Consider the following 15149-nt stretch of genomic DNA (forward strand, 5'->3'; position numbering starts at 1 on the left):
TTAGTTTATATTTTAAAAGTATAAATAAAGTTTATGGTAAAATAATAAGCAATTATGAAAAAAACAAAAAAATTATTATTAACATTAACGGGTTTATCTATACCTTTTGCAACTTCAATTTCTCTTGTTTCTTGCGGAAATAAAGAAGCTTATAATGAGTTTGCAAAGGATTTTGTATTGGGGGCAAAAGGTAGAGAAAATTACAATAAAGATACAAAAACATTAGACTTGAGTAAAGAAAAGATAAAAGTAATACCTCAAGGCGCTTTTTCATATGCCGCCTTATCAGAATTATTAATAAAAGCAATTTCACCAAACAACAAAGACGGGGTGCTAACACCTCCGGCCGGGATTATTAACCAATTAACTAAACAAATAAATATTGAAAAAATTATTTTACCAAAATCTTTGGAAATAATAGAAGAAGGTGCTTTTTTAGGATTAGGATTAAAAGAAATAACATTTGATATAGCATCTAACAAATTAATAAAAATTAAAAAAGATGCATTTGCTAATAACTTATTGCAAGCTGTTGTTTTACCAAGTTCAATTAAAGAAATAGAAGAAGGTGCTTTTTGAAATAATCAAATTAATTCAATTAATTTAGATGATTTAAAAGATTTAAAGAAATTGAGTGTGGGAGTTTTAGCTAAAAATAGATTAACAACTATTAATTTAAATAATATTAATACTATTGAAGAGTCTGCTTTAGCTTTAAATAAATTTGTTAATTTAGAATTACACGATAAAATTAGCAACGCTTCAGAGAAACTTTTCTTTTATGAAGGGCAACAAAACTCACAAGTAGTTAATTTGAAAGTTAATAATCAAAAACTTAAAGAATTTCTACAAAATGCTTTAAAAAATAATAATAACTTACATTATAAGATTGTTGATTAAGCTAGCTTTATCTAGCTTTTTTTATAAAAAAATAAGACTAAGTCTTATTCTTCGCCTATTATATATTCTGTAAAGTTTGATAAGTCTTCCATTTTAAAAACGTGTAAAGAAACCAAAGCTTTTTTGAATCATGAAATTGATTTTATATGTTGAAGTGCCTTAGTAATTTGCAACAAATTATTTATTGAACGAGAAAAATAAAAGCTATTTGACAACCAATGAAATCCATAATGTCTTAAAATATCTCTTATATCTTCATATGCTTGTTTATAATCACTTTCGCCTTGATCATATTCTCTCATTAGTATTTCTTTTTTTAAATAAAAAACTAAGCCGTACATAATTCTCCTTACTTTATTAAGTCTAGAAACTTATTAAAATCATTATACCACAAAACACTAATGGTTATTTTTTACTAAAATGCTTAACAATAAAAATCAAAAAATAAGATTAATTAAAAAGATATATTATTAAATTAATTATCAATACAAAAATAAAAAATGTTGAGTTTTATGTCTCAACATTGCTGAATTGAAAATTCAAGTGCAACACTTTATTGATAAAATATTAGTGTGAGGTTGCTTGAATTTTTTTCTACTTAAAAAAATAAAAAAAGGCCTCACAAAAAACACCTAAGGAGACCTAATATGAATTATAAAGCATTTAAAAAATATTTTCACATTTCTTATGAAGAAAGATTTTTTATCAAAAAATTAATGGATAATGGCTATTCAATACGAAAAATTGCTAGACGATTACGCAGAAGTCCTTCAACCATTTCTAGAGAAATAAAAAGAAATCTTGATTTAACTGGAAATTATGATTCTTGTGCAGCAAATATAAAATCGTTTAAAAGACATTCTCATAAATATATGTTTAGATTTAATGTTAATTTTAGCTATAAAGAATTTACTAACATTTTTATTCAAAAATATGACAAAAAGTTTTTTGGTATAAAATCAACATATCACTATATTAAAACTAATTTTAAAATTAAATTACCATCACTAAGAACTGTTTTTAATTGGATAAAAAGCAATCAATGAACAATTAAAAAACATAATAGATTAAGGAGTTTTTATAAAAAGGGCGGCAAACGAACAGCTTCAGTTGTAAGCAGATTAGTTACAAGCGCTAGCTATGTTTTTCCGATTTGAACTAGACCTAAATCTATAGATTTAAGACAAGAATATGGTCATTGAGAAGCTGATCTAGTAATTGGCAAGCGCAGCACTGGTTTCAGAAATATTTTAACTTTAACAGAACGAAAAACAAGAATAGGCTTTGCAACATTTGTTTTAAGTAAATCAGGTTATGAAATTAATACTCAACTACGCAAGCTAATAAAAGAAAATAGTTTAATTGTTAAAAGTATAACAATTGACAATGGTATAGAATTTGAAAAAATAGGAATATTAGCCAAATGATTAAAAATAAAAATTTATCGAGCTGAACCTTATGCATCATTTCAACGTGGTTCAAATGAAAATTGAAATGGTTTAATTAGAAGGGAATATAAAAAAGGTTTTAACTTTAATACAATCAACATTGAAACGTTACAAAATATTTCAAATAAAATAAATGAAATGCCAAGAGAAATACTTGGTTGAAAATCTTCAAAAGAACTATTTTTAAAAGAAAATTACATCTAAGCTAATAATTAACAAATAAATAAATTAGAATTTATTTCTACCGAATAAACGGTGTTTTTTGTTTATTTAAATTGTTTAAAAAATACATAAAAACAAAAAAAACATATATTTTTACAAACTTTAAAATTTTAAATATATAATAAAAACATCAAGCACAATTATGTGTTGCACTTGATATTTCATTTAAGGACATTTAAATTTAAATAAAATTTCAATGTTTATTTCAAGTTTTTAAATTAAAAATCAAGCACATAAAACTTGCTTGATTTTTAATTAAAATAATAGCAAAATTAGCTATTGGTACTTGTTTTGCCAGGATTTCATTCTGAAATTAATTTTCCATTAGCATCTTTTTGTAAACCTGCAACTGCTAGAATAAAATCTATTAGTTGTCAAATTCCAAAACCAAAGAATATTTTAAGTACTCCTAAACCAATTCTTCCGGCATAAAATCTATCAATACCTAATCCGCCTAAAAAAAATGATAACAGTGTCAAGTAGGGTGAACCCCAAAAGTTGGACTAAAAAAATTATTTTAAATTATTAAGCGAATGGCATCTATATTGTTTAGGTGTCATTCCTCTTAATTTTGTTATTATTCTATTTTCATTATAATACTTTATATATTTGTGCATTGCGTTTTCTAATTCATCTAATGACTTAAATTCATATTCATGACCGTAAAACATTTCATTCTTCATTGTTCCGAAAAAAATTTCAATTATACAATTGTCATAACAATTTCCTTTTCGAGACATGCTTTGCAGAATGTTTTTTTCTTTTAGAATATCTCTATATTCTTTCATTTGATATTGTCAACCCTGATCAGAGTGCAAAATTAAACCATTTAAATTTTTGTGTTTTTTAAAGGCAATTTTTAACATATCAATAGTTTGTTTAAAATTTGGACTTCTTGATATTGTGTAAGATATAATTTCGCGACTATTTGCATCTATAATTGGTGATAAATATACTTTTCCAGAAGCAATATGAAATTCTGAAACATCTGTACTCCAAATTTGGTTTATGTTGCTAGTTTGAAAATCTCTATTAAAATAAGTAATATTTTTATTCTTGTCAACAACTTTTTTTAATAAAAGATTTTTGCATATTTTGCCAATTTCGCCTTTATATGATTTATATTTAGCTTTAGGTTGCTTACCGTATATATTTAGCTCACTCATTAATCGTTTTACTTTTTTATGATTGATAATAAAGCCTCTATTTTTTAGTTCTAAAGTTATTCTTCTATATCCATACCTTGCTTTATTTTATTAAAAATGTCAAGAATTAATTTTTTTTCTTTCTTGTTAGAATCCTCTTCATTTATATTTTTTAAAATATAAAAATATGTAGATTTAGCAATTTGAAAAAATAATAGCATTTTATTTAAAGGATATTTTAGCCTTGATTCATATACAACAATTACTTTTTCTTTTTTTGTTGCTCTTTCCTTTGTTGAACCAAGGCTCTCAATTTTTTTAGCAAATCATTTTCCATTTCAAGCTGAGCATTACGTTCTTCTAGTTCTTTTATTTTTTTATCTTTATCTGTTGTTGTTTCTTTTTCTTTAAGTTTTTTATTTAAATTCATTTTACATGGCCTTCCTATTTTTCTTTTAAGACCATTATAATCTAAATTTAAATATTTTTTTATTCAACTATAAATAACACCAGAATTTATGTTAAATTTCACAGCAATATCGTGAATAGAGCGACCAGTTTTAACTAATTTAATAATTCAAATTTTAAAATTAAAAGAATAGTTATTTTTTTTGTTTTTGCTTAAGAAATCATATTTATGTATTTTATATAGAGATCTAATAGTCGCTATTGTAGTTTTGCTTACATTATACATTTCACATAAATCTTTAATGCTATAACCTTCATTTGAAAGTTTGATTATTTTTATTTTTTCTTCATTTTTTAATTTCATAATAAAAACCCCTAAAGTTATTCCGTTGTTTGGTCCAACTTTAGGGGTTCACTATATAGCTATGTTAACTTTTTTTGTCCTAGTTTACTTTTTTATCTTTTCTTATTTTTAAAATTAGCCTAAAACTGATTTATCTATTTTTTCATATGTTGTTAATAATGAATTGACTGTTTTAAGATTTCTTTTAATTTTGTTGGAATCATGGTCTTTTTCTAAATGCGAGCAATACTTGTATTCTATTCTACCGTTGGTAGCTCCACTTATATAAATTAATTGCTTGTCTTTAATAATTTCTGAACAATCTATTAACATTGTCCCTTTATAAAATACATCAATTATTTTATTATCTAAGGGTATCTTATTAAGTTTTTTTTGTTTTTTCAATTCTTTTTGTAAATATATGGATTCGTCTTTAAAATTTATTTGCTTATTATTATTAAAATGATATATTTTTGCATTTACAGGTAAGTATGTATATTTATTTTTATCATCTTTGTATAATAGCAAGGCAACCCAATTGAATGATTGCTTAAAACTTTTATTATCTTGATTTTTTATAAAACTTACATTATTTATATCAATTTTGTCTCCAAAAATTTTTATTTTTTTAACATAAGAAAAGCCATTTTCATTTTTTATTATTAGTGCTCTTTTTTCTTCATTATTTAAAAAGGCTTTGGCTTCTTCTTCATATTTATTAGGATCTTTGCATAATTCTTCTTTAAAGTTTTTAAATAAATCAAAAGTATATCTATTTAAAATATCTTTCGAGGTTATCTTTTTAGAATTGTTTTCTTTAAATAATATTTCATTATATTCAAAAAATATTTTGTTGATTTTTGCAAACTCTTGTGGATGCGATTTATTCATTAACACTAATTCTTTTTGTTCTTCATCTAAAATAATTTTTGGCGATATATCAAATACTGAAATTCTTTCAATTTTTCTATAATCCCCATTAGAATCCTCTCTTAAAGAATAAATAGTATCATTAAATAATTCAATATTATAATCCTTAATCAACTTTCTTGAATACCTAATTTTATCTATAATGTCTGATTTTGTTTTAGTTAAATTTTTCTTTTCATCAAATACTTCAGTCATTGAATTTTTAATTATATTTGATATTTTTATTGCATTTAAATTTAAATCTTTAAATTCACAAATATATTCTCCAGTTTCAAAGTCAAATATTTTATGATTTTTTACCAAATATTTAGGATCTTTAAAAGCTAGTTTTTGTGCTCTTGGGTTATAATTATTTGCCACTATTGCCAAAATTGAAGCATCAATAGCATGATGAGAAAAATGATTTCTATCTTTTGGACTTAGACCCCCTAATTTTCTCATTAAACTTGTAAATTTGCCTCTTATTGTAACAACATTAAAAGGTTTATCATTTATTTCAGAATAATTATTCAATTTTTCTAAAAACATTTTGTTTGCATATCTTGTATCATTTAAATTTCTTGCTGCAAATTCGATTTCATCATCTTCAGTTATAAGTTCATGCAATAAATTTCTTTTTTTATTCTCTGCTTCTTTAGATTTAGCGTCAAAAAATGGGTTATCTTTAGTAGAAGTGAATTTTTGATTACAAAAATCGATTAATTTTTCAAATTGTTTTTCAGTTAAATATTCTCTAGGAATTCTATTTCCCTTATTTTGATTTGTAGATTTTAATACTAATATTTTATTTGTAATAGCATCATTATAACTAATGCTATAAGGTATAATATGGTCTATTTCAGAATAGCTGGAATCGTTAATAACTTTAAAAAGATCAAGTTTTTGATTAATATATGGATCATAACCATCTTGTTGAAAATACAACAATAATTTTTGTTTTGTTTTTAAATTAAATTCATTAATATCATATTGTTTTCCTAAATACTCAAATATTCTTTTTGATATTAATTCAAAACGCTTTTTATTTAGTTTATTTTGAGTTGTTATTTTTAATTTTTCTTCATCTGAATTATTATCTCTAGGCATTTCAATACCTATTTTAGAAATATTGTATTTATTTTTATATTCTTTAATTATTTGGTTAAATACTTTGATGGTTTCTGCTATAGACGTTTTTACAGCTGGAGCCGCTACTAAATCTTTTAAAAACGAACTATCTAAGTATTTAGATTTTATTTTTGAATTTAATAATCCTTTTTCTTGAAGTAATTTTTCATTTTCTAAAATAGCATTATATAATTTAAAACTTTTATCAAACTTAAAATTTGATAAATTTTTATTTGTATTTAATAAATCATCTAAAACTAAATAAATGGCTTTCAAGGAAATAGAATGATTTTTGATTGTTTTGAATTTTGAATTTTTTATTATTTCTAAAATAGTGGTTTGAATATCTTCTTGATTAGAAAAATACTCTTTAAAAAAATCTATAAATTTTTTATTCACTTTCAAATATCTTTTATCTATATCTTTAAATTTAACTAAATCATCAAAGATTAGATCAAGTTTTTTAGCAAAATTAAAAATATTATTTACATTTAAATTTTTTAAATTAGCATTATTTTTTTTAAAAATTAATAAAAATTGAAATAAAGATTCGAGTTTTGTTATTTCTAAATCATTATTTTTAAAATCTTCCTCTTTTAATAAATCAGCTATTTCCGGTTTAGCATCTTTAAGATATTTTAATATACTTTTATAATTTAAAATAGGCATTTTTATTTTTTTATTAGAAGAATCATTATCAAAACTTACTATTTTTTCTAATCATTTGTTTATAATGTCCTTTTTATCTTCAACTGTTAAATATCAATCATTAGCCTTAGAGTGGCGCAAATTATTGAAATTAGATAATAAATCATATAATTCTGCACTAGGAGACTTTTTAGGAGCGCAATATTCATCGGAAAAGATACTACATTTACCCATAGTTTTTTCTCAAATGTAATTATATTTTTGAATCAATTTGTTATTGGAATCATATTCATAAATACCATAAGGACTATAACTATTTATGCTTCCCGGACCAAATTCATAATTTCTTATAAAGTCATAAAGTTTAAAAAAGTCCTTCTTAAAATTTTCTAATTTGTCTTTCGAATATTGTGGTTCTTGAATTAAAAATAAATAACTTATTTCTTCTTTTCAATGCTTATGAGAAAATTTTACATTTTCAAATGACTCAATTCCATTATATCAACCATGTTTATCATAAAATTCTTTTTGAAACAATGTAGGATATTTATATTTTTTAGTGTCGAAGATAGTTACTTCTATATTTTTTTTGTTTTCACTTTCTTCATCTATGACTTCATAAAAAAAGCCCCGATTTTGTAGATAATCATGCAATATTCAAATCATTTCTTCACTTGTTATTTTTTCTTTTAATGCTTTTTCTTTTAAATGAAGAATATTAGAATGTAATTTAGACATTTTTAAATAAATTTCATCTACTTCTTCTAGTGAAGATAAATTAATTCCAAATAATTCTTTATATTTTCAAACCAACTTTTTAAATTGTAAATTTTTATAAGCTTTTCTTCTTAGGGACCTTCTTATAGACCGTTTTTCTCTTCTATCTAAAGCTAGTTGTGGTTCATTAAATAATCTAGATCCTAATTCTAAAACCTCATTATTATAATTATTTATAATAGCCCACCCAACTGAACCTATTCCTAAATCAAATCCTAAACTAACATCAATCTTTTTTTCGTTATTTTTCACTTCAAACTCCTTAAAATAATATTTTTTCCAAATTAAATAAAAATTAACTATTATTAGTTTAATATTTTTTTTATTAATGTATAATAAAAGAGGTACTAATAAATCTATTTGTATTGCTTAAGAATAGTATGTACTAAAATAAGGCGCCTTTATGGCTGCCGTATTTGCTCCCTTACGGGAGTTTTTTATATATAAAAACGATTGGCATTAACCAATCATTTTTATATATATTTTATTTTGTTTCAGCTGGATAAACTGAAGCAAATTTTCTATTAATTCTGTTTTCAAATTTAACAACTCCATCAATTAAAGCATAAAGAGTATCATCTTTTCCACGTCCTACATTTTGTCCTGGGAAAATTTTAGTTCCTCTTTGTCTATAGATAATGCTACCTGCTGTTACGAATTGACCATCAGTAGCTTTAACGCCTAATCTTCTACCAGCCGAGTCCCTACTATTAGAGGTTGTTCCACCAGATTTCGTATGTGCCATGTCTTATTTCTCCTTAATTTCTGTAATTTGTACTCTTGTATAAGGTTGACGGTGACCTAATTTACGTTTATGTGTTGATTTGGCATTGTGTCTATAAACTACTATTTTTTTTGCTTTTCCTTGTTTTTCAATTGTTCCTAAAACAGAAGCTTTTTCTAAATAAGGTGTTCCAATTTTATCTTTAATAGCTAAAACTTTATCAAAAGTAATTGAATCACCTTCGTTGCCTTCTACTTTTTCGATGTAAATAACGTCGCCTTTTTTAACGATTAGTTGCTTTCCACCTGTTTCGATAATAGCAAACATTTAAGCCTCCTTATATTTTGTCACATCTTTAAGGCACTTTATAAAAAGTTTAAGCCTTCTCAGAATGGTTACTCTATAAGTAACCCTAATATTATAACAAAAACATTTAATTCAATTTAAGTTTAATATAAATAAATATTTTTATTTAGCAATAAAAAATACTATCAAAAATATAGTCCCTAAAGCTGAGCTAAACAACAAAATAACTTTAGGGGTTTTATTATGAAGTTAAAAAAATAAAGACAAAATATAAATAATCAAACTTTCAATTAAAAGTTATAGCATTAAAAATTTATGTGAAATATAAATGTAGCAAAAACTACAATAGTGACTATTAGATCTCTAATATAAAATACATAAATATAATTTCCTAAGCAAGAATAAAAAAATAACTATTCCTTTAATTTTAAAATTTGAATTATTAAATTAGTTGAAAATTGTCACTCTATTCACGATATTATTATAAAATTTAACATAAATTATGTGTTATTTATAGTTGAATAAAAAAATATTTAAATTTAGATTATAAAGCTCTTAAAACAAAAATATGAAGGCCTTGTAAAATGAATTTAAATAAAAAACTTAAAGAAAAAATACAACAATAGATAAAATAATAAAATAAAAAAACTAGAATAGTGTAATGATCAGCTTGAAATAGAAAATGATTTGCTAAAAAAATTGACAGCCTTAGTTCAACAAAGGATAGAGCAACAAAAAAAGAAAAAATAATTGTTTTATATGAATCAAGGCTAAAATATCCTTTAGATAAAAAGCTATTATTTTTTGAAATTGCTAAATCTCATATTTTTATATTTTAAAAAATATAAATAAAGAAGATTCTAACAAGAAATAAAAAAATAATTCTTAAACCAAAACAAAAAAAGTTAACAATTTAAGAACGCTATTTAGAATTTTGTGTAAAGTCTTCAACGCCAAATATATAAAGTATTATAATAAAAATAAAATAATGGCAAAATTAAAAAAATGGCACCTAAACAATAAGATGCCATTCACTAAATAATTTAAAATATTTTTTTAGACCAACTTTTGGGGTTGTTATATAAAATTTGATATTTTTTTAATGTTAATCATTATATTTGTTTTTTATTAGTTTCATCTAAATAAAATTCAATTCCTATAATAGCATAATCTATTAGAAAATCGCTCTCAGTAAAATGTTTACCAACTTTGATTTTTTCTTCTTGAGAAATTTGATTGTAATCTATTTTTATATTATTTTTTCATTTTGATCATAAGTTTTCAACATCAGCATCATGACTAAAATTATTTTCAAATAATTTGTTAACAGTATTTTGAATATCTTCTTCAATTTCACTAACTTTATTAGAATATTTTGCTAATTCGATATTCGCAAATTTATAAATATTCTTCATTATATTTAACGAATTAAAATATCTGCCCATTGTTTGGAAAAACGTAATCACAATATCTTCATATTGTAAAGAAACATCATCTATTGTTTTGTATACAAAGCTTCCATCAGGTTTTTTGCCAGTAATAATAGCCATTTCAATGCTTTTTTCACTAGTAGAAATTTTATTAATTCCTTCTGAGAAACTTACATTTATATAAGGATGTTTTGTTTTGTTAGTAAAAATATAACTATCTCATCCGACATAATCTTTTAAATTTATTTTATATTCCATAAAATTCTTTTTTATGTGTAAGAAATTATCATTAAGCGCTTTTAAAAGTTTTTCTTCAACATTAGCTCCGCTAGTATCTTCTTTCGATTTATTAAACAAGAATAAAACGAAATCAAAATATTTATCTTTTTTTATTCTAGCACTTTTAGGGATAGTAATATTTTTAAAACCTGAAATATTATTTATTTTGTGTATAGCTTCAAATTTTCCAGTTATATTAATTGTTAATTCGAGATTCCCACTTTCGTCATTTGGTTTTAGATCTTTTTCTTCAAAAGTAAAATTAAATCCATTTACCGGGTTTTCTATAGTAATATTAGATACATTAATTTCAGAAGCTAATTTAGATTCTTTATTATTAATGCTAACCTTTAATTCCATTATATCTGATATTTCTTGTTTTCTATTTTTAATATTTTCATAAAATGATTTTAATTTTTTATCATAGTTTTCAATTTCAGTTTTGTTGTATTCGCTTGACCCATATTTTTCTTTTAAGATTTCTCAATCCGAAATAATCACTTCGTATTTTCCTTGTAATCCTATATAAGTATTAGAAGCTGTTGAAATTTCACCAATTGGTTCTTCATAAATTCCTTTTATATCATTGTCTCTTTGCTTAATGGCAGCAAATTCAGCATCCAATTTTGCCTTTATTTCTGTTAAAGATTCTTTATATTCTTTAACTTTCTTTTTTGCTTCTTCCATTTTTAATTTTAAATTATCAAGTAATAATTTAATTTCAAGTTCATCTTTGTTTTTTTGTTCCTCTTCCATTGTTTTCAAAGCCAATGCTATCTTGTCTTCTAAAAATTGAATTGAACCTGTAGATCCATCCAATCTTAAAGTTCCTTTGTCGTTCTCTGTTTTTACAAGACCCTCTTGTAATTCGTTTAAAGCTGTTTGAATTTTACTTTTTGATTTATTGATTTCTTTTTCTAATTCCTCTATTTTTTCTTTAACTTTAATATTAAATAAGTTTGCCTCATTTTTTATTTTTTCATATAAATTTTTAACATTATTATATTGAGGATTGCTAAATTCATTATTAACTTTAGAACCTAAAGGAACTAATCTAGCTTGAACTTGACTTATTTTTTGTTTAATTTCTTTTAGTTTTTCCAAATTATTTTTATTTGGTTCAAAAAGCTTTTTATTATCTTCAATATTTTTTTCTTCAATTTTTAATTTTTGCTCTAGGGTTTTTAATTCTTCTTCAATTTTTAATTTCAAAATTAACAATTGATTCTTTAATGGGTTTGCAATATCAATTTTTGCTAAAAGAGCATCATATTCCATATTAAAATCATTGTGTTGATTTTTAAATATTTCTTTTAAATCGTTTGATTCATTTAAAACCTTTATTATTTCTTCCAACGCTTCTTTAGATAATTCTAAATTATTTTTATTTTCATCTTTTAAAGCTTCTTCTGCTTTTTGAATTGCTAACTGTAATTTTGTAGTTAATTCATTAAATTTATCTTTTTTAGCTTGAAGAGTATCTAATTCTATTCCGCTAATTTTATCTGTAATTTCAATTTTCTTATTTTTAGCCGATTTAATTAGTTCCTTCAATTCATCTGCTTCTGTAACAAAATTATTATTTCTAGCTTTTGTTTCTGTTTCTTCGGCAAACGCTATTGCCTTAGCCAATTTTTCTTTAGCCCCTTTTAGAGCATTGATATCATTTCCTTTTAAAGCTTGTGTCGCTTCTGCTTGGGCTGTTGCTAAATCATTTTTAGCTTTATTTATGTCATCTTTTATTTGTTGTTCTTTTTGTTTTAATAATTCAATCTTGCCAATTGCTTCTTCATCAAGAGTATTAGATAAAATTAATTTTTGATTTAATTGACCTAAATCATTAGAAATAACTTCATTATTTTTATTTGTATCATAAAACTCTTTGGCTTTATCATAAGCCAATTTTAATTCTTCTTTAGCTGATTGAATATTTTGTTTATTATTAGTTGCCAAAGCGTTTGTTAAATTTGTAATTTTTACATCTAAATCATTAATGAAACCCTTAGTTTTTGCTCTTTTTTCTTTGTTTTCTTTAGCTACATTTAATGCTAAATTTGCTTCTAAAGAAGCATTTTTTAATTCATTTGTTTCTTTATCTAAATTTTGATCTTCTGTTTTTGTCTTGGCATCATTCATTTCTGAAATAGCTGCATTCAAATCTGTTATTGCTTTTTCTAAACTAGCTTCATCTCTTGAATCTCTAGCTGCTTTTATAGCGTCTTTTGCTTTTTGTAATGCTTGGGCTGCCGCTTCTTTTGCTTGTTGAATTGCTAATTTTTTAGCTTCTAATCTTGCTTTTAAAGCCATTAATTCAGTGTTAGCTTTTTCTTTTTCTGTTTCATATTCAGTTTTTTCTGCTGTTAAACCTAATTTATTAGCATCTATAACAATCTTTTGTCCTAGTTTTACTAATTTATCTAGTTTCTCAACAGATTTTTCCATAGAATCAATGGTTGTTGTAGCTTGAGATTTTTCAACAGCATCTTTAACATCTTTTTTATATGTGTTTAAATAATCCTTAATTGCCTTTTTTTGAGTTTCTGGATCATTTTCTAAAGCTTGTTCTTTAACTTTTAATTCAGCTATAGATTTATCTAATGTTTCCTTTATTTTCGAAATTGTTTGTTTTTCTTCATCTAATTTTAGTGTTTCCACTTTTTGTTTAGCTGCATTTAATTCTGATAATATTTTGTTTAAATCTTGTAATTTTTGCTTTATTTCAGCTAAAATAATCAAATCTTCAATATTTTTTATTTCTTCATTTGTTTTTAATTTTATTGATTTTATTTCTTCTTTTACTAATAATTTATCTTTTAGTTCTTTATTCGCTTTTTTTGCATCCTCTAATGCTTTTTCCAATTTTTCTTTTAATTCTTTGTTTTCTTTTGCTTTGGGAGAATCGGAAGGAAGTTTATCTAAAAATTGCTTTAGTATTTCTTTGCCAGATTCACCAAATTCTAAAGATTTTTCTAAATAATCATTAGCTATTTTATATTCTTGTTCTGATTTTGCTTTAGGAGCATTTTCAGCTCCATTATTCAATGCGTTTATAACACTATCGATATAATCTTTTAAAGCTTTATTGTCCTTATCTTTTGTTACATCTAATTTCTTAGCTTTTTCTTCATCTGATTTAGTAATACCTAAATCTGGATATTTCGCCATTTGTTTATTTTTAGGTTTTGATGCTAAAAATGCTGCAGTTACCCCGGCACCGGTGGCCAAAGCACCTCCTAACAATAAACCTAATATGATTTTGGCTTTTTTATTCATATAACCTCTTTCTAATATGTTTTAATCAAATTTTTTGATTACAATAATTATATGTTTAAATTGACTTTTATAATTTATATTTGATATATTAATGCTATTACAGGGTTATTTTTTACAAAAAATAAAAAATTTTTATCAAAAAAAGATAAAAAAAACACTAGAAATATATTTTTCCAGTGTTAATATAAATAAAAAATATTATTCACTAACTTTTTTAAGTCCTTCAATTTTGAAATTTTTTTCTAAATATACTATTTCACTTTTTACATTTTGGATTTCAACACTTATGGATATTTCACCATTATTCGGTTTAGAATCTAAAGTTTTTACTTTTCCAATTTTAAATAAATGATTTTTAGTCTTAAACTCACTAAAAATTATATATTTTAGAGGCTCATCTTGAATTTGCTTAACAGCAATGGTTTCCTTATTTTTTATTGTTATCGTCAACAGACCAGCCTCATTTTGTGCTTCTTCTGAAAGGGTTTTTAAACCCTCAACAGAATATGTTTTATGTTCTGATTCTATTGAACTATTTAAGCTCTTTAATCAATATTCAAATGTAGCTGTACCGTCTTCTTTATTTTGTTGTGTAATTTGATTTACTTTGTAAAGTAATTCAAATTTTGTTTGATCAAAATTACTAAAATTAAAATATTCATTAAAATTACTTTCTAAAGCTGTAGCTCTGATTTTTTTTAATTTTTTTTCAGTTCTATTAACTTTAACTTTTTGCAATTCATTATTTAATTCTTGTTCTATAGTTAAATTTTCGTTTGTAGAATTAGGCATTTTTTTAAATCCTACAAAATCTTTTTTTAGTTCTAAGATAGCGGGTTTTTTGCCTGATTTTAAATCTTTATCAGAAAGTTTTTCAGTCATTCTAATTTTTAAAGTTAACTTTCCTTCTTTATCGTTAACATTGATAACTTCTAAAACTTCAAAATTATATTTTTTTGCTACTTCATTTTGTTTTTCATCATTCAACCATTCTTGAGCTAAGTTTTTATCTAATTCTGAAGGTTTGGTTGTAGCTTTTTTTAAATTATTAATAACTACTTTTTGAGCATCCTTTTTAATTTGTGTATTTTCACAAGAAATAGCTAAAATAGGTGTAAATAAAATTGGGCTAATAAAACCTATTGTAATCATAGCATTTCTCACTTTTAATGATTTTTTCATATTTTTCCTTTTCTTAAACTTTAAATT

General features: G+C 23.6%; 12 protein-coding genes. 2 read left to right on the forward strand and 10 right to left on the reverse strand.

Translation table 4 applies throughout. The features are described 5' to 3' along the window. Window positions 1–54 precede the first annotated feature (54 nt). On the forward strand, window positions 55–900 hold the full coding sequence (locus DMC14_RS05620) for a leucine-rich repeat domain-containing protein (RefSeq protein ID WP_116171840.1): 846 nt from the start codon (window positions 55–57) through the stop codon (window positions 898–900). A 44-nt stretch (window positions 901–944) separates the two neighbouring features. Here the strand turns inward: DMC14_RS05620 and DMC14_RS00205 are convergent, their stop codons facing one another. Further along, complete coding sequence (locus DMC14_RS00205) at window positions 945–1241, reverse strand: virulence protein (protein ID WP_116171841.1); 297 nt, start codon at window positions 1239–1241, stop codon at window positions 945–947. Window positions 1242–1547: 306 nt separating this feature from the next. Here DMC14_RS00205 and DMC14_RS00210 point away from each other — a divergent pair, with 306 nt between their 5' ends. Then, window positions 1548–2552, forward strand: coding sequence for an IS30 family transposase (locus tag DMC14_RS00210; RefSeq protein WP_116171706.1), 1005 nt, complete (start codon window positions 1548–1550; stop codon window positions 2550–2552). Window positions 2553–2842: 290 nt separating this feature from the next. Here DMC14_RS00210 and DMC14_RS00215 read toward each other — a convergent pair whose 3' ends face one another. From DMC14_RS00215 to DMC14_RS05630, 9 genes are all read right to left on the reverse strand, one after another. Beyond that, window positions 2843–3049: a TM2 domain-containing protein gene (locus tag DMC14_RS00215; RefSeq protein ID WP_116171811.1), complete on the reverse strand. Its 207-nt coding sequence runs from the start codon at window positions 3047–3049 to the stop codon at window positions 2843–2845. Window positions 3050–3082: 33 nt separating this feature from the next. Beyond that, the gene (locus DMC14_RS00220; RefSeq protein ID WP_217495062.1) at window positions 3083–3796 is read right to left on the reverse strand and encodes an IS3 family transposase; all 714 of its coding nucleotides are present in this window, start codon (window positions 3794–3796) and stop codon (window positions 3083–3085) included. Next, window positions 3793–3936, reverse strand: a complete 144-nt coding sequence (locus DMC14_RS03265) for a hypothetical protein (protein ID WP_175393431.1) — start codon at window positions 3934–3936, stop codon at window positions 3793–3795. The genes DMC14_RS00220 and DMC14_RS03265 overlap by 4 nt, the downstream gene beginning before the upstream one ends. Window positions 3937–3977: 41 nt before the next feature. Then, the gene (locus DMC14_RS05625; protein WP_137412643.1) at window positions 3978–4487 is read right to left on the reverse strand and encodes a helix-turn-helix domain-containing protein; all 510 of its coding nucleotides are present in this window, start codon (window positions 4485–4487) and stop codon (window positions 3978–3980) included. Between the two features lie 114 nt (window positions 4488–4601). After that, the gene (gene cas9 / locus DMC14_RS00230; protein WP_116171843.1) at window positions 4602–8180 is read right to left on the reverse strand and encodes a type II CRISPR RNA-guided endonuclease Cas9; all 3579 of its coding nucleotides are present in this window, start codon (window positions 8178–8180) and stop codon (window positions 4602–4604) included. A gap of 232 nt (window positions 8181–8412) precedes the next feature. Further along, window positions 8413–8673: a 50S ribosomal protein L27 gene (rpmA, locus tag DMC14_RS00235; protein WP_116171844.1), complete on the reverse strand. Its 261-nt coding sequence runs from the start codon at window positions 8671–8673 to the stop codon at window positions 8413–8415. A gap of 3 nt (window positions 8674–8676) precedes the next feature. Then, a complete protein-coding gene (gene rplU, locus DMC14_RS00240) occupies window positions 8677–8979 on the reverse strand; it encodes a 50S ribosomal protein L21 (protein ID WP_116171845.1) in 303 nt (100 codons plus the stop codon). 1091 nt (window positions 8980–10070) lie between these two features. Then, window positions 10071–13940, reverse strand: coding sequence for a coiled-coil domain-containing protein (locus DMC14_RS00245; RefSeq protein WP_137412644.1), 3870 nt, complete (start codon window positions 13938–13940; stop codon window positions 10071–10073). A gap of 198 nt (window positions 13941–14138) precedes the next feature. Beyond that, window positions 14139–15122, reverse strand: coding sequence for a lipoprotein 17-related variable surface protein (locus DMC14_RS05630; RefSeq protein ID WP_116171847.1), 984 nt, complete (start codon window positions 15120–15122; stop codon window positions 14139–14141). Window positions 15123–15149 lie beyond the last annotated feature (27 nt).

Source organism: Metamycoplasma phocicerebrale (genome assembly GCF_003383595.3).
In the GTDB taxonomy this organism is placed as follows: domain Bacteria; phylum Bacillota_I; class Bacilli_A; order Mycoplasmatales; family Metamycoplasmataceae; genus Metamycoplasma; species Metamycoplasma phocicerebrale.